The sequence below is a fragment of the Treponema saccharophilum DSM 2985 genome (genome assembly GCF_000255555.1).
GTDB lineage: Bacteria > Spirochaetota > Spirochaetia > Treponematales > Treponemataceae > Treponema_D > Treponema_D saccharophilum.
The window spans coordinates 14929-40338 of record NZ_AGRW01000032.1 but is presented as its reverse complement, the minus strand read 5'-3'; the positions used below and the strand labels follow the sequence as shown (position 1 = coordinate 40338).

General features: G+C 55.6%; 19 protein-coding genes. 12 read left to right on the top strand and 7 right to left on the bottom strand.

Annotated features, from left to right (window positions below; translation table 11 throughout):
• Positions 1–371 precede the first annotated feature (371 nt).
• From gyrB to TRESADRAFT_RS02260, 3 genes are all read left to right on the top strand, one after another.
• Entirely contained in the window at positions 372–2294 is a 1923-nt protein-coding gene (gyrB, locus tag TRESADRAFT_RS02270; protein ID WP_002702447.1) for a DNA topoisomerase (ATP-hydrolyzing) subunit B, read from the top strand.
• 91 nt (positions 2295–2385) lie between these two features.
• A complete protein-coding gene (gyrA, locus tag TRESADRAFT_RS02265; protein ID WP_002702445.1) occupies positions 2386–4872 on the top strand; it encodes a DNA topoisomerase (ATP-hydrolyzing) subunit A in 2487 nt (828 codons plus the stop codon).
• A gap of 246 nt (positions 4873–5118) precedes the next feature.
• Positions 5119–5457, top strand: a complete 339-nt coding sequence (locus TRESADRAFT_RS02260) for a YhbY family RNA-binding protein (RefSeq protein ID WP_002702443.1) — start codon at positions 5119–5121, stop codon at positions 5455–5457.
• Here the strand turns inward: TRESADRAFT_RS02260 and TRESADRAFT_RS02255 are convergent.
• Positions 5446–5916 (bottom strand): NUDIX hydrolase, encoded by a 471-nt coding sequence (locus TRESADRAFT_RS02255; RefSeq protein WP_002702441.1) that lies wholly within the window; start codon positions 5914–5916, stop codon positions 5446–5448. The two genes, TRESADRAFT_RS02260 and TRESADRAFT_RS02255, sit on opposite strands and share 12 nt — an antisense overlap.
• 121 nt (positions 5917–6037) lie before the next feature.
• Here TRESADRAFT_RS02255 and TRESADRAFT_RS14845 point away from each other — a divergent pair, with 121 nt between their 5' ends.
• A complete protein-coding gene (locus tag TRESADRAFT_RS14845; protein WP_002702439.1) occupies positions 6038–7552 on the top strand; it encodes an OmpA family protein in 1515 nt (504 codons plus the stop codon).
• A 5-nt stretch (positions 7553–7557) separates the two neighbouring features.
• Here the strand turns inward: TRESADRAFT_RS14845 and TRESADRAFT_RS02245 are convergent, their stop codons facing one another.
• The gene (locus tag TRESADRAFT_RS02245) at positions 7558–9987 is read right to left on the bottom strand and encodes an ATP-dependent RNA helicase (protein WP_002702438.1); all 2430 of its coding nucleotides are present in this window, start codon (positions 9985–9987) and stop codon (positions 7558–7560) included.
• A 237-nt stretch (positions 9988–10224) separates the two neighbouring features.
• On the opposite strand from TRESADRAFT_RS02245, the gene murD reads away from it, so the two are divergent.
• From murD to TRESADRAFT_RS02230, 3 genes are all read left to right on the top strand, one after another.
• On the top strand, positions 10225–11766 hold the full coding sequence (gene murD, locus TRESADRAFT_RS02240) for a UDP-N-acetylmuramoyl-L-alanine--D-glutamate ligase (RefSeq protein WP_002702436.1): 1542 nt from the start codon (positions 10225–10227) through the stop codon (positions 11764–11766).
• A 142-nt stretch (positions 11767–11908) separates the two neighbouring features.
• Positions 11909–13342, top strand: a complete 1434-nt coding sequence (gene miaB, locus TRESADRAFT_RS02235) for a tRNA (N6-isopentenyl adenosine(37)-C2)-methylthiotransferase MiaB (protein WP_040842154.1) — start codon at positions 11909–11911, stop codon at positions 13340–13342.
• A 45-nt stretch (positions 13343–13387) separates the two neighbouring features.
• A complete protein-coding gene (locus TRESADRAFT_RS02230; RefSeq protein WP_002702432.1) occupies positions 13388–13714 on the top strand; it encodes a DUF1049 domain-containing protein in 327 nt (108 codons plus the stop codon).
• Between the two features lie 362 nt (positions 13715–14076).
• Here TRESADRAFT_RS02230 and TRESADRAFT_RS02225 read toward each other — a convergent pair whose 3' ends face one another.
• The 4 genes from TRESADRAFT_RS02225 to TRESADRAFT_RS02210 all read right to left on the bottom strand — a co-directional run bounded on the left by TRESADRAFT_RS02225 (position 14077) and on the right by TRESADRAFT_RS02210 (position 18561).
• Positions 14077–14925, bottom strand: coding sequence for an FN3 associated domain-containing protein (locus tag TRESADRAFT_RS02225; RefSeq protein ID WP_002702429.1), 849 nt, complete (start codon positions 14923–14925; stop codon positions 14077–14079).
• A gap of 121 nt (positions 14926–15046) precedes the next feature.
• Positions 15047–16216: a DNA polymerase IV gene (dinB, locus tag TRESADRAFT_RS02220; RefSeq protein ID WP_002702426.1), complete on the bottom strand. Its 1170-nt coding sequence runs from the start codon at positions 16214–16216 to the stop codon at positions 15047–15049.
• 360 nt (positions 16217–16576) lie between these two features.
• The gene (locus TRESADRAFT_RS02215; RefSeq protein WP_002702424.1) at positions 16577–16876 is read right to left on the bottom strand and encodes a hypothetical protein; all 300 of its coding nucleotides are present in this window, start codon (positions 16874–16876) and stop codon (positions 16577–16579) included.
• A gap of 29 nt (positions 16877–16905) precedes the next feature.
• On the bottom strand, positions 16906–18561 hold the full coding sequence (locus tag TRESADRAFT_RS02210) for a Mur ligase family protein (RefSeq protein WP_002702422.1): 1656 nt from the start codon (positions 18559–18561) through the stop codon (positions 16906–16908).
• 144 nt (positions 18562–18705) lie between these two features.
• Between TRESADRAFT_RS02210 and TRESADRAFT_RS02205 the strand changes: the two genes are divergently transcribed.
• On the top strand, positions 18706–19320 hold the full coding sequence (locus TRESADRAFT_RS02205; protein WP_002702420.1) for a hypothetical protein: 615 nt from the start codon (positions 18706–18708) through the stop codon (positions 19318–19320).
• Between the two features lie 5 nt (positions 19321–19325).
• Here the strand turns inward: TRESADRAFT_RS02205 and TRESADRAFT_RS02200 are convergent, their stop codons facing one another.
• Positions 19326–19739 (bottom strand): hypothetical protein, encoded by a 414-nt coding sequence (locus TRESADRAFT_RS02200; protein WP_002702418.1) that lies wholly within the window; start codon positions 19737–19739, stop codon positions 19326–19328.
• A gap of 166 nt (positions 19740–19905) precedes the next feature.
• On the opposite strand from TRESADRAFT_RS02200, the gene TRESADRAFT_RS02195 reads away from it, so the two are divergent.
• The 4 genes from TRESADRAFT_RS02195 (at position 19906) to TRESADRAFT_RS02180 (ending at position 25345) form a co-directional block, all read left to right on the top strand.
• Positions 19906–20727: a sigma-70 family RNA polymerase sigma factor gene (locus TRESADRAFT_RS02195; RefSeq protein ID WP_002702416.1), complete on the top strand. Its 822-nt coding sequence runs from the start codon at positions 19906–19908 to the stop codon at positions 20725–20727.
• A 184-nt stretch (positions 20728–20911) separates the two neighbouring features.
• The gene (locus tag TRESADRAFT_RS14840) at positions 20912–22666 is read left to right on the top strand and encodes an AAA family ATPase (protein ID WP_002702415.1); all 1755 of its coding nucleotides are present in this window, start codon (positions 20912–20914) and stop codon (positions 22664–22666) included.
• Positions 22666–23958 carry a VWA domain-containing protein gene (locus TRESADRAFT_RS02185; RefSeq protein WP_002702411.1) on the top strand — a complete coding sequence of 431 codons (1293 nt, stop codon included), beginning with the start codon at positions 22666–22668 and terminating at the stop codon, positions 23956–23958. Before TRESADRAFT_RS14840 ends, TRESADRAFT_RS02185 begins: the two co-directional genes overlap by 1 nt.
• Before the next feature lie 31 nt (positions 23959–23989).
• Entirely contained in the window at positions 23990–25345 is a 1356-nt protein-coding gene (locus TRESADRAFT_RS02180; RefSeq protein WP_002702409.1) for a leucine-rich repeat domain-containing protein, read from the top strand.
• Positions 25346–25410 lie beyond the last annotated feature (65 nt).

Below are 25410 nucleotides of genomic sequence, written 5' to 3'. Positions count from 1 at the left end.
CCAATCTTCACCCGTGGGGGCACAACATCCCCGATGTCGTACGCTCGCCCGCTCCGCTCAGCAATGAAAAACGCTCGTAAAACAATGCGCGCCAATCTTCACCAGTGAGGGCACAACATCCCCGATGTTGTGCCCTCGCACGCTCCATTCAGCAATGAAAAACGCTCGTAAAACAATGCGCGCAAATCTTCACCCGTGAGGGGCACAACATCCCCGATGTTGTGCGCTCGCACGCTCCACTCAGCAATGAAAAACGCTCGTAAAACAATGCGTGCGACTTGTTCCCTTTTAAAAAAAATACAAGTATAATCGACCGCGTTCACTTATCATTTCACGAGAGAATCGTAATAAACACATCGAAGGAATTTTTTATGGAATCAACATATTCTGCGGACAACATCCAGGTTTTGAAAGGGCTTGAGCCGGTCCGCAAGCGTCCAGGAATGTACATAGGTTCGACGGGACCGCGTGGTCTCCACCATCTCGTTTACGAGACTGTGGACAACTGTATCGACGAGGCGATGGCAGGGTTCTGCAAGAATATCGTCGTCGCACTCGAGCGCGACGATATCGTCCGCGTTGAGGACGACGGGCGCGGAATTCCCGTGGACATGCACCACACGGAGAAGGTTTCCGCTCTCGAGCTTGTCCTCACGCGCCTCCATGCCGGCGGAAAGTTCGACAAGGGCTCCTACAAGGTGTCGGGCGGACTCCACGGCGTCGGCGTGTCGTGCGTCAACGCGCTTTCCACGTGGCTGGAGGCGACGGTTTGCCGCGACGGGCACGTCTATTTCCAGAAGTACCGGATTGGCGTTCCAGAAGCGCCGGTCGCGAAAATCGGGGACACGGACAGGCACGGAACGACAATCCGCTGGAAGGCCGACCCGACCATCTTCACCGAGACGACGGTCTACGATTACGATGTCCTCAAGAAGAGGCTCAAGGAGCTTGCGTTCCTCAACAACGGGATAAAGATTACGTTCCGGGACGAGCGGCTTGAGACGCCGAAGGAGGAGGTTCTCCAGTTCGACGGCGGAATCAGCCAGTACGTCAAGGAGATAAACGCCGGAATCAGCAGCAAATTCTACTATCCCGAGGAGCCGATTTACATCACGGGCGAGAAGGACAACGTCGTTACGGAGCTTTCGTTCCAGTACAACTCGGGCTACTCGGAGAACATCAATTCCTACGTCAACGACATAAACACGCGCGACGGCGGAACGCACCTTGACGGTTTCAAGAACGCGCTCACGTTCGTCCTGAACAAGGCGCTCGACTCGAACGAGAAGCTCAGGAAGAAGCTCGACAAGGACGAGCGCCTCACCGGAGACGACGTTCGTTCGGGAATCGTCGCCGTCCTTTCTATGAAAGTCCCCGAGCCTGAATTCGAGGGGCAGACGAAGGAGAAGCTCGGCAACACGGAGGTCCGCTCGATTGTGAACGCCCTCGTGCAGGAGAAGCTGACGATTTTCTTCGAGATGAATCCCCCGATTCTTGAGAAGATTCTCGAGAAGGCTGTCAACGAGGCCGCCGCGCGCATCGCCGCGAGGAAGGCGAAGGAGAATTCCCGCAGGAAGACGATTACGGATTCGTTCGCGCTTCCGGACAAGCTCTCCGACTGCTCTCTCAAGGACCCCGAGCTGTGCGAGGTCTTCCTCGTCGAGGGAGATTCGGCGGGCGGCTCGTGCGTCAAGGGGCGCGACCCCAAGACGCAGGCGATTCTTTCGCTTTGGGGAAAGATGCTCAACGTCGAGAAGGTCACGCCGGACAAGGTCGTCAGCAACGACAAGCTCCAGCCGGTAATCGCGTCGCTCGGAGCCGGATTCGGGGAGGACTTCAACATTGAGAAGCTCCGCTACCACAAGATAATCATCATGGCGGATGCCGATGTCGACGGTTCGCACATCCGCACGCTCCTCCTCACGTTCTTCTACCGCTATATGCCGGAGCTTATCGAGCGCGGGTATGTCTACCTTGCGATGCCTCCTCTCTACGGAATCAAGGTCGGAAAGAAGGTGTCGTACGTCTACACGGACGAGGAGAAGAACGCCGAAATCGCAAAAATCGGCACCGGGAAGAACGTCACGATTCAGCGCTTCAAAGGTCTCGGTGAGATGGACGGCGACGAGCTTTGGGAGACGACGATGGACCCGTCGAAGCGCCGGATGAAGAAGGTTTCCGTTCCCGACGCGGAGGCGGCTGACGCGATTTTCTCCGTCTGCATGGGCGAGGAAGTCGAGCCGAGGCGCCGGTTCATCGACGAGAACGCGCATCTTGCGAACCTCGATTTCTAGCGGGGTTTTCAGCATCGTTTTTTTCTGGCGGCGCGTCTGTATTCTTGCGGGGCGCCGTTCCGGTTTTTCATTTTGAGAAAGGAATTAACACATGGACGAAACAACTACGCCGGAAGGCGGAACAATTATAAACATCCCGATTCAGGACGAGGTGCGCCAGGCTTATATCGATTATTCGATGTCGGTCATCATCCAGCGCGCGCTTCCGGACGTTCGCGACGGGCTTAAGCCTGTCCACCGCAGAATTCTTTACGCGATGGACAAGCTCAACCTCGTGAGCGGCGGGCCTACGCGTAAATGCGCGCAGATTGTCGGCGAGGTGCTCGGTCATTACCATCCGCACGGCGACGCTTCCGTTTACGACGCGCTCGTCCGTCTCGGGCAGGATTTCTCTCAGCGGTACACGACCGTCACCCCGAAAGGAAACTTCGGAACAATCGGCGGATTCCCCGCGGCGGCGTACCGCTACACCGAGGCGAAGATGGCGAAAATCGCCGAGGAGATGGTGAAGGACATCGACAAGGAGACCGTCGACCTCATCGACAACTTCGACCAGTCGACGAAGGAGCCGACCGTCCTTCCTGCGCAGTTCCCGTACCTTTTGTGCAACGGCGCGACGGGAATCGCGGTCGGAATGGCGACGAACATGCCGAGCCACAACCTCCGCGAGGTTGCTTCGGCGATAAGCGCGTATGTCGACAACCGCGACATCTCCATAGACGAGCTTATGTCGCACATCAAGGGACCGGATTTCCCGACGGGCGGCGTCATCTACGGGCGGGAAGGGTTCCGCAAGGCGTACCGGACGGGACGCGGAAAAATCGTCATCCGCTCGAAATTCGACATCGAGACGAGCCGGACGGGGCGCGAGTCGATTGTCTTCACCGAGGTTCCCTACGGCGTCAATACGACGAACATCATCAAGAAGATAAAGGAATTCGCGCGCGACAAGACGATTGACGGCATTTCGAGCGCGAACGACGAGACTTCCGACAGAACGGGTCTCCGCCTTGTCGTCGAGCTCAAGCGCGGCGCAATAGCGAAAATCGTCCTGAACCAGCTTTTCGCGAAGACCGAGCTCCAGACGAATTTCAGCGTCATAAATCTCGCGCTCGTGCCGGATGCGGGCGGCGGGAACGGGCAGTCGCTCAAGCCGCAGGTCCTGAACCTCAAGCAGCTTATCGAGTATTTCGTGAACCACCGCGTCGATGTCATCACGCGCAGAACGAAATTCGAGCTGAACAAGGCGCTTGCCCGCGAGCATATCCTTGAGGCGCTCATCATCGCCGTCGACGCGATCGACGAGGTTATCAAGATAATCCGCGCGAGCCGCGACGTTCAGGATGCGAAGGCGGCGCTCGAAAACAGGTTCGGCTTCGACGACATCCAGTCGACGGCGATTGTCGAGATGCGCCTCGCGCGTCTTACGAACCTTCAGATTGAGGAGCTTCGCAAGGAGATGGCGGAAATCAAGACGCTCATCGCCTATTACCGCGATTTGCTTGCCCACGAGGAGAAGATTTTCGCGCTTGTGAAGACGGAGACGAACGAGCTTGCCGAGAAATACGGAGATGACCGCCGCACGCAGATTGTCGCGCAGGAGGCGGAGGAGATAAACGCCGAGGACATGATTCGAAAGGAAGATGTCGTCGTCACGATTTCGAAATTCGGCTACATAAAGCGGCTCCCGCTTACACTATACAAATCACAAGCTAGAGGCGGGAAGGGCAACGGCTCGATGAACCTTGTCGAGGACGATTACGTCACGCAGATTTTTGTCGCGACGACGCATTCGTACATAACGTTCATTACCAGCGAAGGCCGTGCTTATTGGATTCGCGTGCATGAGATTCCTGAAATGAGCCGTGCTTCACGTGGAACGAACATAAAATCGATTCTTCAGGTGAACGCGAACGAGGAAATAACCGCGATTGTCGTAATGAGTGACTATACAGATAGCCAGTACATTTTTATGGCGACGCAGAACGGAATCGTGAAAAAATGCAAGACGACGGAGTTCGCCAACGCGAAAACGCGCGGTGTCATCGCAATCAATCTGAACGAAGGCGACAAGCTCGTTTCCGCAATACTCACGGACGGTTCGAGCGACCTGATGCTGATTACGCGGAAAGGGCAGGCGCTGCTTGTTCCGGAGACAACGGTGCGTCCTATGGGACGTTCGAGCACGGGCGTGACCGGCATTCGGCTGTCTGACGGCGACGAGCTTGCAGCAGCTATCCGCGTCGAGGATGCGACCAATGCGCTTGTCGTCACCGAGCGCGGCGTCGGAAAGCGCGTCGAATTCTCCGACTTCAATTCGCACAACCGCGGAACCGGTGGTCAGAGGATTTTCGGGGATACTGGATGCAAGGGCGAAATTATCGGTGCGATGGCAGTTTCCCCGGATGATGAAATCGTCTGCATAACGAGTCTCGGAAAATCGATACGGGTAAAAGCCGATTCGATTCCGCTCCAAGGCAGGTCTGCTTCCGGAATAAAGGTTATAAACATCACGGAACCGGATTTTGTCGTCGGGTTCGACAAAATATCGAAGGACGATGCCGAGGATAAAGAGTGATTTTCCTCTGACCAGCTTCTGAGCAAACGCGGGGTTGCACGTGGAACATTTTCATGTGCAACCCTGTTTTTTTTGTGTTTCCCGTGAAACGGTACCGGCGGTATGAAATGGCGTTTCACGGGAAACATGCAGTTGTTCAAAATCGTCAAGAATGTTTCTTGTGAAACAGTTTTCGGCAATTCGGTCAAAAAGGGGAGGGGAAATTTTTCAATTGCCTTTTGTTTTTACAAAAGATAGAATTACCGCATGATTGAATTAACTAGCAAACAGAGAAAAATCCTCGAACGTCATGCGCAGCCGCTCAATCCGCTCGCGCAGATTGGAAAAGAGCGTTTCAACGAGGAGCAGGCAGCGCAGATTAGCAGGCTTCTTGACGAGCATGAGCTTGTCAAAGTGCGCTACAACATCGTCAGGAATATGGCGGAAGGAGAGAACGCAACCGACCTGAAACGCGAGCTGGACAAGCTTATCGAGCAGTACACCAACTCCACGCACGTCAGGACAATTGGAAATGTCGCGGTTTTCTATCGTGCCGCCAAGGAACCTGAGAACAGAAAATTCGAGAAGGAGCTTTCAAAGGCGTGAGCCGTTGAGGACTTTCTCAACGAGGGTTCCGTTTTTGTAGACAAGCTTCAGCGAGAAGAACGGCTCGTTTTCACGGAGAAGGCGTAGGAAAACCCTGTCTCCTTCCCATAGTTCGAGCGTGTCTATTTTCTCAAGCGGAACCCATTCCAGCGTTCCCTCGTCGCAGTCGATTGTTTCACCCGAAACATTTTCTGCCGTGTAGAGGCACATGTATTCCGCGGGGTCGTCGTCGGACACAAACGTGACGATTCCGCGGAATCTGAACGAGCCGAGCGTAAGCCCCGTTTCCTCCATCACCTCGCGCCTGAGGCAATCCTCCGGGCTTTCGCCTTTTTCAAAATGTCCGCCGACTCCTATCCATTTGTCGTGGTTGATGTCGTTCTTTTTCGTCGTCCGGTGCAGCATAAGATAGCATCCGTCTTTCTCGATATAGCAGAGAGTTGTGAGTTGTGATTTCATGAGTCGATTCTATACACAAATGGACGGAAAAAGATAGAGCAAAATCCGCTGTTTTTTATCAAAACAAGTATACATAATACTAGATAAACTCTTGATTGCGATTCCTTCCGATAATCTAAGCATGAGAATTTTTTTTTCTTTTTTGATTTTGGTTCTGGTGCCGGCATTCGCTTTTCCGCAGGTCGTTCTTTCGTATTCTGGTTCAAAAAGCTATTCGCTTGTCGAGCGGACGAATTTGCGCAGGTACGAGAACGGACGGTACGTCGGCCTGACAAGCCGTGAGGTGCGCTCGTTCATAAATCCGACGGAAGGCGGCGTTTACGACGGGAATTTCTACGTCGTCGAAAAAACGCTGCGTGACATGCAGAGCGCGTTTGCGGGAATTTACGACGCGATTCCTTCTGTGTTCTCGATTTCCGCGGACGGAAAGATGGAGATGCGCGTCGACAACGGGTACCCGAGCTTCCGGAGCTTCCCGTCGTTTCCCGAAAAGCCCGTCCTTCCCGGCGAGTCATGGCGGAGCCAGGCGGAGCGCGCCGTCGATCCGCTCAACAAGGGGAAATTCACCAGGCTGAAAATCGACGTCGTGTACCGTTTTTCCGGCGAGGAGAATTATCGCGGGCAGGACGTGTACCGCATAAAAGCAGTGTGGCAGACGAATTACGGGATGAACTGGCGCGACAGGAACGGGGACGATGAGCTTGTGAAGGCGGGCGGCGGGCACAGCGCGGAGATTCTCGTGCTGAAATCGAACGGCTCGCCGATTCTCGTTATTGACGACGTTGACGAGACGTTCGCGTATTCCGACGGCAGGCAGGTGAATTTCAAGGGAAAAATAAACCTCTTCATCGAATTTCCGCCTGCCGTGGACAAAGGAAAAATCCTCCCCGCGCTCGGCGAGATTGCGACTATCTCCGACATTTTTGCAGATGACCTTTCCCTTGACGGGAAGCCGCCCGCCACAAACGGGAATCCGGAAATCGCAATCGGGACGATAGCGCCCGTGGACAGCGAGAAGTCCGGGCAGGAGCGCGCCGACGAGAAAATCAGGAAGAACCTTGAAGCGCTCGAGCAGATTGAGAAATCTCGCGCCGATGAAATAGCACGGGCGGAGCGTGAGAAGTCGGAGATGCCGAAGAAAGTCGGCGACGATGACGTCTACGAGCCGCTCGAATCCGTGGGCGAGGATACCGGAAAAATGCGCGGGAAATCAGATGTCGCCGCAAAAATCGCGCAATCGGATTCCGACGGAAAGAACCTCAAGAACAATATGGTTGTCGAAAAGACGTCCGCCGGAATCAGGCTCAGCATCAGGAATTTGCAGTTCAAGCCCGATTCGAGCGAGCTTGTCGATTCGGAAAAATCCCGCCTCGACGAAATCGCCTCCGTCCTTTCCCTCGTTCCCGGCGGGAAATTCCTCGTCGAAGGGCACACGGCACGCGTCGGCGACGAATCCGGCGAGCAGGAGCTTTCCGAGGAACGGGCGAAAATCGTCGCGCGGGAGCTTTCGAGGCGTGGCGTGAGCGCGGACAGCTTCATCTGCCGCGGCTGGGGCGGGGCTAAACCCGTTGCCTCGAACGCGACAGCCGAAGGAAAAGCACAGAACCGCCGCGTCGAGATTACGATTCTCGAATAGGAGGCCTATTCTCCGCCAGCGACCCGGTAATCCCAATTGTGCTTCGGGTACCGCCCGCGCATTTCCTTGCAGATGTCGAGCCATGCGCCGTTCCAAAACCCGCCCAAATCGTCTGTTATCTGAAGCGGGCGCCGCGCCGGAGAAAGAAGCCGGAGCAGAACCGGAACGCCGTGCACGCGCGGCGTCTCGAAGCACCCGAAAATCTGCTGGATTACGATTTCGAGGACGGGGCGGATTTTTTTGCGTCCGTCTTTTTCCGTGAATCGCTCGTACGAGATTTTCCGCGTGCGACCGTTCGGAAGTTTTATCTCGCGCGGGGCATCGCGGTCGATTGCGCTTCCGTCGAGATGGTATTTGAGCGCGTCGAGCACCATCCGGCCGTCGATGCTCGTTCCCGTGATGAACGGACGCAGCCATTCGGCGGAATCCCGGGCGAGGTTTTCGATTTTTTCCGACAGGACTGAATTTCCGTCCTCAATCGCCACGAATTCCGCGCGGAGAAGAAAATCATCCGTCTTTTCGTCGGACGGAAGCCAGCCGAATCCTTTTTTCTCGACAGTCGTGCAGACGGCAGCCGCGAAATCGTCCGCCGTCGCCGGAATTTTCCGCTCCTTGATGATGATTTCCCCGTAATGCGAAATCTCGCGCTTCTGCATCCTGAATTTGCCGTCGTCCGCAAAATCCACGACGACATCGCGTTCCATGCGCGCGGAAATCCATTCGAGCGCGTCTTTTCCGTCGATTTCCTCGCACGCGCGAATCCGCCCCGTCGACGTTCCCGCATCCACGTCCGTCGCTACAATCCACTCCGGGCCGTTCGTCGTTTTCAGCTCCGCCTTTCTTCCCGACGGGAACTGGTACGTCGTCGAGTCCGCGCCGCTTTCGATTCTGCGAGAGAGCCTGTCCGGGAACCCTTCGAGGACTGGAACGCGCACGTTTTTCAATGCGTGGAAACCGCACCGCGCAATCCGCCGCCGTATATCGTCCAGGAACGCCAGCTGCTTTTCCGCGCCCGCGCCGGCGAATTCCGAGCAGGCGAGAACCGTTTTGAGGGCGCCTTCGCCGCACAGCGCAATCGAGCCGAGCCGCGGGGAAATGCCGAGCGAGAGGACAGCCTCGCCTTTCTGCGTGATTTTTCCGTTTTCGATGCAGCCGAGCTTTTCGAGGAGGGAGGCAGCCGCGTTCCAGGCGCTTTCAGGCGGCGGGGTGAGCCAATCGAGTTTTCCGATGTCCGTCGTTCCCCATTTCGCGCATTCGAGGACAAGCTGCGAAAGGTCCGTCCGGAGAATTTCAGGTTGTGCCGATTCGGTGCGCGCGTCGCTTGCGCTCCAAAGCCGGTACGCTTTTCCCGGCATCGTTCTTCCCGCGCGGCCCGAACGCTGCTCCGCGCTGAACATGCTTTCGCGTTCCGTCACGAGCCTCGTCATTCCGAGCGCGACGTCGAACCGGCTCGTCCTGCACATTCCTGAATCGACGACCGTTGTCACGCCGGGCACGGTGAGCGACGTCTCCGCGATTGCCGATGAAAGGATTATCCTTCGCGGGGAATCTGCCGGAACGGGCGAGAGGATTTTCTTCTGCTCGGAAAGGGGAACCGACGAATGGAGAATCATGATTTCCGCGCCGTTTCCGATTTTTTCTTCAAGGTCCCGCTTTGCGCGCGTGATTTCGCCGATTCCGGGAAGAAACACCAGTATAGTATCATATCTAGCGTTTTTTCCGCTTTTTTCCACAGAATTCACGCTATTTTTGGGAGTTATCCACAGTTTATCCACATTTTTGTGGTCAAATTGTGGATAAACTAACGAATGGTCGTCAGAATTCGCGATTCTCGACACGCACTGCTCGACGCTTTCCGTCGTGTATTCGATGTCGACGGGAAAACGCCTTCCCGGAATCTCCACGATATCCGCGCCCAGATAGTCGGCTACCGAGCGGCAGTTCATCGTGGCGCTCATCACCACAAGGAAAAGGTCGTTGCGGATTTCCATCGTCTCCTTGAGGAACGCGAGCGCGAGGTCGGCGTGAACGGAACGTTCGTGGAATTCGTCTATTACGATTGCGCTGATTCCTTCAAGGAGCGGGTCAGCCTGAAGCCGCCGTGTCAGAATCGCCTCTGTCACGACCTCAAGCCGTGTCGCTTTTGATTTCTTCGATTCGAGGTGAAGCGTATATCCGGCGGTTTGCCCGACATCCTCGCCGAGAATTTCCGCGACGCGCGACGCGATTGCCACCGCCGCGAGCCTTCTCGGTTCAAGCATCAGGATTTTTCCTTTTATATGCGAAAGAAGCGCGACGGGAAGAGCCGTCGATTTTCCGGCCGCCGTTTCCGCGGAAAGGACAATCGCCCTGTTTTTCGATTTCAGGAGGGATGCGCATATTCCGTCCAGAAACGGAGTAATCGGCAGGTTTTGTATTTCAACAGGATAATTCATCGTCCGAGTGTACCATATTTTACGCGCAAAAAATCCCGTCGCCCGCGCAGGTTTGCAATCGCCCTGAATTTGCTATAATAGCCAGGTCGATGAGTTCAAAAGCGCGCAAATAGCACGTTTTTGAACATCGCATTTTACGGTAACGTGTTCGGAAACTGAGTTTTCCTAACACGTTTTATGACGGGGTTGGAACCGGCGCTTTTTTCCGTTGCGCTGTCGTTCCGCGATGGAGGAATTATGGCGGATTCGGTGCAGGTCATTCCTGTTGCGCACATCTATCCCGAGGGATGCGCGTTCGGCAGCATTGAGGACATCAAGGGAAAAACGGTCGTCGTTATGGGGCTGGGGCTGAACGGCGGAGGAGAGGCGTCCGTGCGGTTCCTCCTGAAGAACGGCGCTAACGTCATCGCGACTGACATGAAAACGGAGGAGGAGCTCAAGCCCACAATCGATTCGATTGCGGCGGATTCCTCGCTCGACAAATCGCGCCTCGTCTACCATCTTGGCGGGCACTCCATCGAGGATTTCGAGAACGCCGACTGCGTCATCAAAAATCCAGGCGTGAAATACGACGGAAACAAATTCCTCGCCGCCGCGAAGGCAATCGAGACGGACATTTCCCTTTTCCTGCATTTTTCGAAGGCGCCGATAATCGCCGTCACCGGCTCGAAGGGAAAATCGTCCACCGTCAGCGCAATCCACTACGGTCTGAGGGAAGCCGGATTCGACGCGTTCCTCGGCGGGAACATCACCGTCAGCCCGCTTTCGTTCATCGACAAGACGAGCGAGAAAACGCCCGTCGTTCTCGAGCTTTCTTCGTGGCAGCTCGCCGATTTGCGCGGACGGAAGCTTCTGCGCCCGAAAATTTCCGTCATCACGAAAATCGTTCCCGATCACCAGAATTTCTACCATTCGATGATTGCGTACGTCGCCGACAAAAAGCTGATTTACGCCGAGCAGACGAAAAAAGATTTCGCGATTTTCGATTTTGACGACGATGCGGCAGCCGACGGCGGGACTTTGATAGAAAACTGGGGGAACATATTCGCGCGCGAGACGAAAGCCCGCGTCCTCCGCTATTCGAGGAAGGCGCTTCCGAAAAATGTGGACGGCGTTTGGCTTGACAAGAACGGACGCGGAAAATGCCGGATTGGCGGAACCGAGGAGACAATCCTCCGCGATTTGGTCGTCCCCGGAAAGCACATCCGCACGAACTGCCTGAATGCGGCGCTCGTCCTCCGCCTTATGGGCGTTGAGGCGAAGAAAATTGCCGAGATAATCGGAAAGTGGAACGGAATCGAGCACCGTCTTGAATTCTTCCACGAATACAAGGCGAACGGCCGTTCGTTCCGGTTCTACAACGATTCCGCTGCGACCGTCCCCGAGGCGACTGCGGCGGCAAGCCAAAGTTTCGACGCGCCCGTCATCCTCATCGCGGGCGGGACGGACAAAGGGCTCGACCTTTCGCCGATTCCGCTCGCGCTGTCTTCCCCTTCGGCTGTTCGTCCGGAATCAATCTACCTTCTTGAGGGAAGCGCGACCGACAAGCTGCTTCCGCTTCTTTCCGCGGAAAAAATTGCCGTCCGCGGGGTGTATCCGTCGCTCGACGCGCTTCTTTCCGCGCTCAAAAGCGATATTGCCGGAAACGCCGCTTGCGGAACGGAGCGTGGAATCATCGTGTTCTCGCCGGGCGCGACATCGTTCGGGATGTTCAGGAACGAATTCGACAGGGGAAATTCATTCAAGGATGCCGTCCGCCGCATTTTTGCGGGCGAATAGCCTGAAGCGCGGAGCGATTTTTGCGGGCATCGCATGTATCTTTCGATTTTATTTTTTGAGATGCTGCGCAATGTATGCTGAAATGAGAAACCGGTCATCGGGCATACGTTTCGCAGCACCATCTTTTTTTATGGAGAAAACAGTGACGTATTTTTTTGAGACGTACGGGTGTCAGATGAACATTGCGGAAAGCGCCGCCGCGGAACAGAAATTTTTGGCGAGGGGATGGAAGCGCGCGGAAAATCCCGACACGGCGGATTTTATCCTCATAAACACATGCTCGGTGCGCGCGACTGCGGAGAACAGGATTTTCGGCAGGCTCGGCTGGTACACGGGATTGAAGGCGGTGCGCGAAAGAAAGCCGGACGCAAAATACCGTTCGATGGAAGTCGCCGCCGAATACGTGAAGGACGGCGCCAAGCCGATAAAAGTCGCCGTCATGGGCTGCATGGCGGAGCGGCTGATGAAATCCCTCAAGCGCGATTATCCCGTCGTCGATTTCCTCATCGGAACGACCGCGAAGGAGCACATGGACGACGTAATCGACGATGTTGAAAGCGCGCTCGGCTTCAAGCATCAGGAACGGAAAGTTGGAAAGGACGGAATCGTCACGGAAGATCCCGTATACACGTTCAGCCCGATTTCTGCGGAGGAGAACGCGTTCTCGACGTTCGTGCCGATTATGCAGGGCTGCAACAATTTCTGCACGTACTGTATCGTTCCGTATCTGCGCGGCCGCGAGGTTTCCCGTCCCGTCGACGAAATTCTTTCGGAGCTTGACGAGCTCAAGAAGCGCGGCGTATGCGAGATAATGCTCCTCGGGCAGAACGTGAATTCGTACCACGGAAAAATGTCGAAGGATGACGAAAGCGGAAAAATCGTCGATTTCCCCGAGCTGATGCAGATAATCGCCGACCACATAAAGAAAACCGATTCGACAATCGGCTGGGTGCGCTTCGATTCGAGCCACCCGAAGGATTTGAGCGACGACCTCATCGACGTAATCGCGAAGAACGACGTTCTCTGCAAGCACATCCATCTTGCCGTTCAGCACGGAAGCGACAGAATCCTCAAATCGATGAACAGGCACTACACGAAAGCCGATTACCTTTCCCTTGTCGAACGAATCCGCGCGAAAATTCCGGAAAGCTCGATGACGACGGACGTTATGGTCGGATTTCCCGGCGAGACGGACGAGGACGTCGACGAGCTGCTCGATTTGATGGAGAAAGTCCAGTTCGAGTCGTCGTTCATGTATTATTTCAATCCCCGCGAAGGAACGCCCGCGGCGAGCATGGCGAACCAGGTTCCGATGGACGTGAAGAAAAAGCGCCTCCAGCGGATAATCGATTTCCAGCTTTCCGTGACGCAGAAGGAGATGGGAAAGCACGTCGGCGAGACGGTGAAAGTTCTTGCCGACAAGCAGAGCCGCGACAATCCCGAGGAAATTCTCGGAAAGACGACGCGTGATGAGCGCGTCGCGTTCAAGTGCGACCCGTCGAAAATCGGCTCATTCGTGAACGTGCGCCTGACATCGCTCAACGGGAACACGTTCAAGGGCGAGCTTGTGGAATAGCCGCCTAGGATGGCGGAAAATCGCGAAACAAAAAAGGAGGAAAAAATGCCAACAAAACTGATAGGAACGCTCGTTCTTGTCGCTGTCGTGGGAATAATCTGCGGTTTCAACATGGGCGACGAATTCCGCTGCTCGATAAACCTGATTTTCTACAAGACGCCGCAAATCCCGGTTTTTCTGACGATAATCTGCTCGTTCATCGCCGGAGTGATTTTCGGCGTCATCGCGACATATCTCGGAAAGAAAGGCGAGAAGGAAAAAGAAAAAGAAGCGGTTGACGTGGAGAAAAACTTCGCGGAACCCATTCCTCCCGAAAGCGATTCCCCCGCCGAGGAAAATCCTCCGTCCCCGCCCGAAGACGAAACAATCTGAGCAAAAAAAATCCCGCCCGAAGCCAATCCTTCAGGCGGGATTTTTTTGCGCTGTCCGAATCATCCCTCCGCAAGGGCGGAACATCGTTCCGCATCCGCCCGTTCCGAAACGTGAATAACCCGCGTGATGGAAAACGGGCGGCAGAAACAGAAAAACTTCCGTCCTCGCCGAACAACCCCGCAAGGGCGGAACATCGTTCCGCATCCGCCCGTTCCGAAAAGCGAGCAACCCGCGTGACGGAAAACGGGCGGCAGAAACAGAAAAACTTCCGTCTACGCCGAACAACCCCGCAAGGGCGGAACATCGTTCCGCATCCGCTCGTTCCGAAACGTGAATAACCCGCGTGGGGGAAAATCGAGCGGCTATTTCGCGTCGCCGACGAATGCTCCTGTTGAGGAAATCGCAGCGGATTCGACGCCGCCGACTTTCAGGCTGAATGATTTGTCTTCGGCGATTACGATTTCGGTCTCAGTAGTGCCGCCTTCATTTATCAGCGTGAGTTTGTGCGAGTCGCCCGTCTGGATTTCCGTGGCGCTGTTTTTGTCGAACGCGCTTCCGGTGTACGTTCCCTTCGCGATGAATTTGTTGCTTCCGTTCGCTATGACGCCGCCGCCGACTTCGCGCATGTAAAGATACCAGTTGCCTTTGCTCGTTCCCTTCCATGAGAACTGAATCTGGTAGTACGCGTTCTTTTCGCCGTATTTGAAAACCGCCGAATTCGCCGTGTCGAAGTATTTTACGGTGTTTGAATTCCCAGTCGAAGCCATTTTGAACGTGACTGCGGACGTCGGGGGGGTGGCGGAAGCTGCCGTATCAGTATTTGATGACGAATTTTCCGTATAAGCCACTGCAGACGTTGCGACAGGTCCCTGATAAAACGTCTTTGCGGCAGAATCAAAGTAATATCCACGAGCCTTTATTGTCGTATTTTCTGTGATTTCAAAAGGATCGGAATATACAGTGCCGGTTACGTCAACATCCGTTTTTGAGCTGTTCAGCCTTACGCTTGGTTCTGTACCATCAATTGTATAGACGATTTTTACGTCTTTTCCATCATATTCATCGGGAGCAGCAATCGTTACGATATTCTGGTTTCCCGTAATCGAAACGACGAGGCTTTCATCCTCTTCCGGCTCGTCCGAACATCCGAAGAATCCGAATGCCGCCGCCGCGACGAACATTCCCGCAAAAATTTTTTTGAGACTTTTCATGAAAATCCTCCTGAAATGGTTTTGCCTGCAGGACACGCTTGCCGGTTTCCCGGAACTGTGTTCAAGGCATGTCTGATTATATCGTTCCGATTAAGATTTTCTCAAGGGAATTGCAGTTTTGCTAATTCGTGGGGAACATATCGCCGGCAGTTCCGAGTCTCGCGTTGGGGAATTTCTTCTCAAGCGCGGCGATCGCCTTTTCGATTTTGCTTTCCGCGAATGACTGTTCCGTGTCGAAGAGGGAGATGTCGCGCTTCGACTCGTCGTATGCGTTCTGAAGCGAGACTCCGAGAAGGCGGATTCCCTTTCGCGCGTGGAATTTCGACCTGAAAAGCGCGGTTGATTTTTCCGACAAATCCTGAATCGACGCGATTTCGCTCGAAAAAGTCTCGCGCGCCGTTATCGTCGAAAAATCGCCGAAGCGAATTTTGACGCAGACCGTGTTGCTCAGAAGGTTCTCCTCCCGCGCTCGCAGCATCACCGTCCGGCAGAGTGCCCGAATTTCCCGCTCGATTTCCGGAATGCTCGTGAGGTCGTACTCAAAAGTCGTCTCGGAGCCGATTGAGCGCGATTTTGTCTTGCGGTTGAACTGCTCGTATTCGCGCCCGCGCACCGCGTTGTAGACGAACGTTCCGGAAGATTCCCCGAGAATCGACTGCAATGTCTTAAGCGGAAGGTCGTGGATTGATTGTACCGTGCGGAGATACCGCGAAAGGAGCTTCTCGCGCGTTTTCTCGCCTATTCCCCAGACTTTCTCAAGCGGAAGCGAGAGCATGAATTCCTCTTCCTTTCCGTCGGGAACGCAGAAAAATCCGTCCGGTTTTGAAAGACCCGATGCGATTTTCGCGACGTATTTTGTCGAGGCAAGCCCCACCGAGACGGTCAGCCCCGTTTTTTCGAGTATTTCCGCCTTGAGCCGTTTCGCGGTCGCCTCCGGTTTCCCGAACAGCCGCTCCGTTCCCGTCAAATCGATGAACGCCTCGTCAATCGAAAGCTGCTGCACGTCCGGGGAGTAGTTCCCGAAGAGCGCCATCACCTCGCGCGATTTTTCCTCGTACCGCGCCATCCGTACCGGAAGGAAAATCCCGTCGGGGCACAGTTTTTTTGCCGTGACGACAGGCATCGCCGAATGCACCCCGAATTTCCGCGCCTCATACGAAGCCGTCGAGACGACCGACCGTTTGTCGTTCCTGCCGATAATGACCGGCCTCCCTCTCAGCTCCGGATTGTCCAGCTGTTCCACCGACGCAAAAAACGCGTCGATATCCGCATGAAGAAAAACGTTTCCCATTCCCCGATTCTACACCACCTCCGCCAAACGCGCGCAATCAGAACAAACGCCCGTGCCCCCGCCAAGGCGTACTCCCCGCATAGCGGAAGCCGCGTGCACCCGCTCCAGCCAAACGCGCGCAGCCAGAACAACCGCCCGTATATCCACCAAGGCGCACTCACGCTTCGCGTGAGCTGCGTGCGCTCGCTCCCACCCGTAGCGATAAACGCGCGCCCCCGCGTACGCTCTCTCCCACCAAACGCGCGCAATCAGAACAACTGCCCGTGCCCCCCACCAAGGCGCACTCACGCTTCGCGTGAGCTGCGTGCGCTCGCTCCCACCCGCAACGATAAACGCGCGTAAAACAATGCGAGCGCCAGCCTAATTAAAATTCGGGTGGAATATCACGCCTCCGTTTTCGGTGACTTCTTTCTTGACGGTTTCCGCGGCCGCAGGTTTTCCGCTGCTTCCGCTTCCGTCGACGAATCGTGTCGCCACGGTCATCTCGGACTTTATTTTGTCGAGCGTGGGATTGAGGACCACGAGAATTCCCGCCAGGACGTTCATCACTTCCTCGTCCTTGTCATCCGCCTCGAGTAGTTTCGTGTACATATCGTAGATTTGGATGTATGAATGGTTGAGAGCCGTGTAGTCGGAATTGTAGATTTCCGTTTTTGTCATTTTTGCCTCCGTATTGACAGCGCGATTTTCTATTTTCCGCAAAAACCGATTTCCGCGAGCGCTTTTTCCGCCTCGCCGATTTCGTCGTATGGCATCGTGCGGTCCTTGTAGATTATCGAATTTTCATGCGCCTTTCCGAGAAGGAGAACGATGTCGTCGTTTTTCGCAAGCGAGAACGCCTTTCTGATTGCGGACGGCCTGTCGGGGATGATGAAAAGGTCTTTCCCGTCCTGTTTTCCTTCGTCGCGGGAACCTGCCGCGATGTCCTCAAGAAGCGCGACGGAATCCTCCCCGCGCGGGTCCTCGTCTGCAAGAATCACGGTGTCGCAGAATTTCGCGGCGACGCGTCCCTGAAGCGGGCGTTTTTCCGTGTCGCGCTCTCCGCCCGAGCCGAATACGCAAATCATCTTTCCCGCGCATCTTCTCCTCACCGGCGGGAAAATCGTCTCGAAGCTCGACGGCGTGTGCGCGTAGTCGACGATAAGCTCGAACGGCTGCCCCTTGTCGATTACGGTCATCCTTCCTTTTACCGGGACGAGATTCTGCGCGAGCGGAGCGATTTCCTCGAGCGGTGTTCCCGTGAGACGAGAGACGGCGAGCATTGCCGCCATGATGTTGTACGTGTTGAACGCGCCCGGAAGCGGAGCCTTTACGCGGATGACTTTTGGCGGAAGCGGGCGCGCGGCCGAGTCTATCGCGTGCGGTTCAATCATGTCGAACGCAAGCCCGAACCGTGCCGCCGCGATGTTCCGCGCGAGAAGGAACGGAATGTCGGCGGGAACGGGCGGAAGAGGGCTTGCCTCCGTTCCTTCTGCCGCCGATTTTCCCGCCTTTCCCTCCGTCGTGAACCCGAGGACGGGCTTTTTCGTCGCCTTTATGAAATACGTCGCGCTCGGGTCCTCCATGTTCACGATTCCGAACGACGGCACGGAAACTTTTTTTCCGAGAATCGTCTTGTCGTGGTTCGATGCGTCGAGTTTCCTGAAAAGGTTCGCCTTGTCGTCGCGGTACTGCTCGAACGTTCCGTGGAATTCGAGATGCTCGAGCGTCACGTTCATGAAAACGCCGCAGTCGAAATCGATGTTTCCCGTCCTGTTGAGTTTTGGCGAAAGCCCGTGGCTCGACGTTTCGATAACCGCGAATTCGCATCCGTTGTCAACCATTCCGCGCAGGTGCTTCTGAATTATCGTCGCTTCCGGCGTCGTCGTGTGGTTCGGGTTTGCGAGCGCCTCCCCGCCGAGCGAGTACTGCACCGTCGAGATGAATCCCGCCTTGTGCCCGGACAGCCTGAGAAGCTGCCAGATGAACGACACGGTCGATGATTTTCCCTCCGTTCCCGTGACGCCGATTATCGCGATGTTCCGCGACGGGTTTCCGTAGAACGACGCGGAAATCGGTGCCATCGCCTTTCTTGCGCTCCCGACTTTGACGAACGCGATTTCCTTCCTCGCGAGGATGTTTTCGTCAAGCTCTCCTTCGTAGACGACAGCTTTCGCGCCCGCATCGAGCGCGCTTTTGACGAACGCGTTTCCCGTCGTGTGCGTTCCCGGAAGCGCGAAGAAAAGCGTGCCCTCCGAAACGCTGCGCGAGTCGAACGCCAAATCGACTATCTCCGGATTGCCGCCCGTTCTGGAACATATTCCGATTTCATTGTCAGCCAAGATTTCATCAAGAAATTTTTTCATTTTTCCACCTGCGTGTTTTTTCTCTTCCCGCAAAAATCGCGCGGGACTTTTTGCTCGGAAACGATTCTAGCGATATTTCGGCGCGCTTTACAGACTGTAATTTTTTGCCCGTTTGCCGAAAACTGTAGCTGAGGGGGAAACAATATGGAAGAAAATGATATCGGAATAAGCTCCGGCGAGAACCATTTCGACAAAATAAAGCTGCTGAACAGCATCGCGAACGCGCTCGCGTCTTTCGGCGTCGATTGCGGCAACGCGACGCTTATGGATTTCATCGACATGAACTGCGGCGCGATTCCCGACGGTGCGTATTCGTCCGTCGTCGATTCGGGCGCGGAGATGCAGTTCCTCTCGCTCTACACGCAGACCGCCGAGATGAGGTTCGCTTTTGCCGTGACGCAGCTTCTCAAGATGAGCGGGAAATTCATGAATCCAATCGAGAAATTCTGCTTCGATACGGGGAAAAGCCTTGAGGTCGGAGAAATCGCTTCCGTCGGCGAGGCTTTTTCCGCATTCGACTCAATCGTCCTCGACGGCCTTCCCGGCGAGGTCACGCGGAAAATCGAGTCGCAAAGCGACGATGCGATAACGTGGCGGAAAGTGTGCGACACGCACGAAAAAGCGTGGGCGCGTGCGGGCGGTGACGAGAAAATTTACTACGTCATGCTGCGCTCGTTTGTAGGCGGCATCCTTTCCGCAAGCAAAATCGAATTCGATACGGACGGCGAGACGTTCACCTTGAAAAAATCCGCGTCCTGAAATTCCTATTCGATTTCGAACGTGACGGTGTTCCAGTCGACAGATGTTACGCGCATCTCGCACGCCGACATCGGCATGAGAAGCCGCCTCATGAAAATCGTGGAGCCGCGTTTTATGTAGAAATCGAACGAGACCGGCTCCGCGCTTTTCTGTTCGGCGCTTTCGACTGTCAGCGTCATGCACCACATTTCCTGCGCGTCGAGCTTCCTTATCGACGTCACGTGGCATTTTCCGCCGTTTCCTATAAACGACAGCGGCATGAACGAATCGATTACTCTGTACGGGGTTTCCACCGTCATTCCCGCGGTCATCCCCGTCCTGAAAACGATTTTTTCTTTTTCCGCGTGGATGTGAGCCGTCGCGGAAAGCATGAGCGCGAGCGCGAGCGCCGTCTTCGCGTTTTTTGACAAGCCTTTCATTAAAAATCCTCTCCTTCCGATTGTACGATGCCTCGAATGATGCGTCCAAGAAAAATGCGGGCTTTGTTGCAGTCGTTGCAACACGGAAAGCAGATAATATAAAGGTAACAGGTTGGATGGTGCGCAATCGCACTTCGCTTTTGTTGACGTTCGGGAGGAGGAAAAAATGACTAATGAAAAATCATCGCTTGCAATTTACATCGAGAAGATTTCATCGTCTTCGTTCGATGCGCTGTCTTTGGATGAGGAGCAGGAGCTTCTTGAGAAGGCCGTCGCCGGAGATGTTCGTGCCCGCGATAGGATAATCCGCGCGAACATGCGCTTTGTCGTCAGCGTCGCCAAAAAATACGCGCGCGGAACAGCCGAGCTTTCCGACCTGATTCAGGCGGGCAACGCGGCGCTTTTCGAGTCGTTTTTCTCTTTCAACATCAGCGCGTTCAGGAAAAGCGGATGCCATCGGTTCATCTCGTATGCCGGAAGACGGATTTCACAGCAGATTGCGCTTGAGGCGCGGATTACGTGCCCCGTCAGCGTGAAAAGCGGGAAGTACAAGGAGTTGAGGAAACTGCAGGCCGCCGTCGCGTCTGCTTCCGAGGGAGATGAGTGCGTGAGCAGGGCGGCGAAGAAAATCGGGATGCGCGCGGACAAGGCGGAGGCGCTCCTGTCTGTTGCCGGCGAGTCCGTTTCCCTCGACGCTCCCGCGTCTGACGGCAATCGCGCGCTTTCCGAGTCGATTGCGGACAACCGCGGGATGAGCGTTGACGAGCGCGCCGTGATGTCCGTTTCCGCCGAAATCCTGACGAAAAAAATCCGCGCCCTCGGCGGCATCGAGGGGAAGGTGATTTCCCTTGCCTACGGGCTGTACGGTGGCGAGCCGCTCAACTATCCTGCGATTGGCAACGCGCTCGGATACACCCGCGAAGGAATCCGCGTCGTCCACAACAGGGCAATAGAGCGCCTCCGCAAAATGATGGGAGTCGCCGCCTGATTTGCACGCCCGATTCCGCAGTTTTCCGTTTTGAATTCTAAAGCCCCCGGCGTTTCGCTATAATAGACCAGTTCGCAAACCTGTTCATAAATGGGGCGGACTTGCCCGATAGGACTCGCCCGGGCTTTTCTGTTTCCGGGCATGTCGGGTGCAGGAAAAAGATGGAAAAGAGGTTTCGTTTTTTATGAACATGACGGAAAGGGTGAAGGAGCTTATCGAAAGCGGCAGCTACCTTCTCGACAGGGAGGCTGCGTGTCGCATGATTGTGCTTTCGCTTGCGGCCGGGGAGAGCGTTTTCCTCTACGGGCGGCCGGGAACCGCGAAAACGCTTATGGCAAAGTGGGCGGCTTCGTTGCTCGACACAAAAAAAATCTTCAGCTGCCTTCTGAACCAATATACGCAGCCTGACGAGCTGTTCGGGCCTGTCAGCATAAAGTCGCTTGAGAACGGGACGCGCGAGCTGCTCACACAGGGGTACATGCCCGAGGCGGAAATTTCGTTCCTCGACGAGATTTGGAAGGCGGGACCCGCGATTCTGAACACGCTCCTGACGCTGTGCAACGAAAAAACATTCAGGAACGGCGCGAACGTCATGAAAGTTCCTTTGAAGCTCCTCATTTCCGCGGCAAACGAATTCCCGGGCGAGGATTCCGGGCTTGAGCCGCTTTACGACCGTTTCCTTGTCCGCCTTATCGTGAATCCCGTCGCGCGCAAGGATTCGTTCGTCAAGCTCGTTACGGAGCGCTCCCTTTCCGACGTTTCGCTCGGCGTCGCGCCCATCAGCGCGGAGGAGCTTGACGGATGGAAAAGCGGAAGCCAGCTCGTCGACGTCCCAAAGGAGATAACGAATTTCCTCTTTTCGCTCCGGCTCAGGCTGATGGAGAACGACGTCTATGTTTCCGACAGGCGGTGGAAGAAAATCGTGAAGCTTTTGAGGACGAGCGCGTACCTGAACGGGCGTTCCCGCGTCGGCTATTCCGATTTGTTCCTGCTCGAGAACGTCCTGTGGTCGAAAATCGAGGAAATTCCCGTCGTCGTCGAATGCGTTCTCTCCTCGATTTCCGTCGATACGGTCAAGGGAAGCTTCTCGTTCACGGACAGGATTTCCGGCGTCATCGAAAAGCTCCGCACGGGAAACGATTCCGGCGTCCGGTACGACGAGCTTTCCGCGAAAATCGATTCCGAAAGCTCGTACCTCGATTCCCTCAAAATGGAGCTTGAGAGCGCGAAAACGGGAAGCGCGGGGTTCTGGCGGAACGTGTTTTCCGGGCTTTCGAGCGAATTCGAGCGGCTGATGATGGACAAAGGCGTGGAAATGCTGCGCGAATTCATATCGCACGCGGAGGAGGAGCTGGAGAACATCCGGTTCTCGCGGCAACCGCGCGTCCGCGAGGTTTTCGATTCAATCGGGAAGGACGGCGTCGCTCCGACCGTAATCCTCCAGCAGCGGAAGAAAACTGTTGAGGAATCCCCGCGCGATGACGTTCCCGCCGAGGAAGATGCTGCCGAGAATGCCGTTCCGGAAAATCCGCGCCCGGAGAAGGAATACGGAAGCGAGGAAGAGTCGTACCGGATGAGCCTTTCCCGCGTGAAGTCGTTCGAGGAATTCGTCGAGATGTCGAAATTCGACTATACGGGCGATTCGAGCGACAGGCGGTACAAATGGAACGACAACAGCAATAACGGCGAGAAATGGTGGAACATCGGCAGCCGCTTCTATCATCTGCTCGACGGCGACAGGAACGTCCTTTCCGCGATTGAGGACGAATGCGCGAAACGGGGCGCGAGCGTCGGCGGAAAATACCAGTGGGTTTTTGCGGTCTGCTATATTTTCGAGAAGAACGACGGAAAATTCGACTGGAAGACGCGCGCGGAGCTTGAATGGCTGACGGGAAACGCGTGGAAGCACCTTGAGCCTGTCCTTAGCGAGGCGTTGTGATGTCGATGACCGTCCGGGAAAGCCTTTCCCGCCATCTCGACTGCCTGAAAAACGATTTCCTCAGCATTTACGGAGAGAGCGACGAGGCGTTCGATTTTCTTTCCCTTCTGGGGAATTTCTGCGCGTCGCTGAAAAACGGGACGGAGGCTGACCCCGGAAAAACCGAATTCTCCCCGCTGCTGTGCGAGGTGAAGTCGAAACTCGCCGGCGACGAATTCATCCGCACGTACGAGCATTCGGAGATTCTCCTGCAGACTGCCATCGTCGAGCGTATCCTTCAGAAGCGGGGCGGAGCGACGAGCGCGCCGTCGTCGATTTCGTCAAAGGAGCGCAGCGAGGAGAACGAAAAACTGCGCGTGGAATTCTTCGACTCGCAGATGTTCGGGCGGATGCAGAGCGTCGTCGCGTATCTGCGGGCGCTCAAATCGCTCGGCGTTGACCGGCTTGACAGGGGTTTTTTCTCGTGCGGGTGCGGCGGCGGCGCTGGTGAATTCACCGAGGGGACGGTCGCGGTTTTCGAGCGCTACCGGCTCGTGATGGAGCAGGATGCCACACTCAGAAAACTCGCGGAGAATATCGGGCGGCATTCAGGTGGCGGGCTCCGCGCGGCGATGGTGAAGGCTGCGAAACCCGCCGTTTCCTACGACGGGATATATCTTTCCGACAACGTGAAGACGATTCTTCCTTCCGAGGTCGCGCTTTATTCGAATTCGCGCACGCGGATGGAATTCCTCAGGCGTTTTTCGGAGCGGCAGCTTCTGTGCTACCGCCCGGCTCCCGACAGGAGCGCCGCCGACAACGCGGACAAGGACAAGGGCGCCGTCGTCATCTGCCTCGATACGAGCGGCTCAATGCAGGGAATTCCCGAGGCCGTGTCGAAGGCGATGGTTCTCCAAATCGTGAAAATCGCGTCGGCGGAAGGGCGCGCCGTGTACATAATCTCCTTTTCCATAAAATTCGAGACGATTCGGATTGGACGGCTGGACAAAGCGTCGGAATCGCTCCGGCTTTCCAAATTCCTTTCATCGTCGTTCTACGGCGGAACGGACATCTCGTCCGCGCTCGAGCATGCCGTCAAAACCCTTTCCGAGCAGGCGTTCGTGAACGCGGACGTTCTCCTTGTCTCCGATTTCCGCGCGTGCGAGCTTTCCGCGACTACGAGCAAGGCAATTTCGAAGGCGCGGCGGCGCGGGACGAGGTTTTTCGCGCTTTCGATTGGCGGGAACGGCAACGAGAAGATTCTCAGCCGGTTCGACAAAGTGGTTTTCTACAAAAAAGACAGGTTCATCTGAGAAATCAGCGCGGGAAGCCGAAAATTCATCTATGCGCTTCCTCATTTCCATTATTTTTCTCGCGTTATCCCTTCTTGCGCCGTCTTGCCGCGGAAAAAACGGCACCGCGCCCCAAAACGTCCCGGAACCGGCGGAAAATGCAGCGCGCCCGGATTCCCTGTTCATCGACAGCGTCGAATTCAGCGCGGACGGAAGGATACTCGTCTCGTATCCCGCGGAAAAGCCCGAATGGAATTATCTCGTCCCGTCTTCCGTCGTGGAAATTGCCGACGGCGCGTTTTTCGGGAACGGGCATCTGCGCTCCGTCGTTCTTCCGTATTCGCTCAAAAAAGTCGGCAGCCGCGCGTTCATGGACTGCGCCTCGCTCGAGAGCATCGAATTCCCGGACAGCGTCGAGGAAATCGGGGAGGAGGCGCTTGCGGGATGCTCGTCGCTTTCGGGGTGCGTTTTTCCTTCCGGTTTCCGCATCGTTCCCGACGGAATGTTCGCCGGATGCTCGTCGCTCGCTTCCGCGCCTTTTCCTCCCGCGCTTGATGAAATCGGCAGGGCGTCGTTCTCCCTCTGCACGTCGATTCGCTCCGTTTCCCTTCCCGACGGGATTCGGCGGATTCCCGAGAAATCGTTTCTGGGATGCACGTCGCTTTCTTCAGTGCGCTTCCCGCCGTCCGTCACGGAAATCGCGCCGTACGCGTTCGATTCGTGCGTGTCGCTTTCCGAGGTGCGGATTCCGAAAACGGTTTCTGAAATCGGCGAATGCGCGTTCAGGAAATGCAGCGGATTGCGGACGGTAATCGTCGAGCCGGGAAATCCTTCGTACCGCTCCGACGACGGAATCCTCCTTTCGAAAAACGGCGCGCGGTTGTTCGTCTACCCGCCGGGAAAAAAAGCCGAGTCGTTCTCAATTCCGATTTTCGTGACGAGCATCGAGCCGTCGGCGTTCGCGGGAAACGGGAACCTGAAAACCGTTTCCATTCCCGCGGGCGTCGAGGAGATAAGCTACGATGCGTTCGCGGATTGCGTCTCGCTTTCGTCCGTTTCCGTTTCGGGAAGCGTGGAGCGCATCTGCGCGGGGGCGTTTTCCGGCTGCACGTCGCTTTCCTCCGTAAAAATCGCGGAAGGCGTTTCGGAAATCGGGGCGCTTTCGTTCGCGGCGTGCGAAAACCTCGCCGAAATATCGCTTCCGTCGTCCGTGAAGAAAATCGGAAGCGGCGCGTTCTCCCTCTGCCGCTCGCTTTCGGCGCTTTCGTTTGCCGAAAAAAAAGGCTGGTTCTACGCGCCGCCGCCCGGATACAACAGGACGGAAATCGAGCCGTCATTGCTTTCTGCGGAAAATTTCTCGCGTGAGGACGGCATTTTCTTTTCCGAGCCGGTTGAGCGCGATTTTTAGCACCTCATTTTGCGGAAAAACCACCCGAGCCGCGCAAAAATCGGTACAATGGGCTATATTTTTCG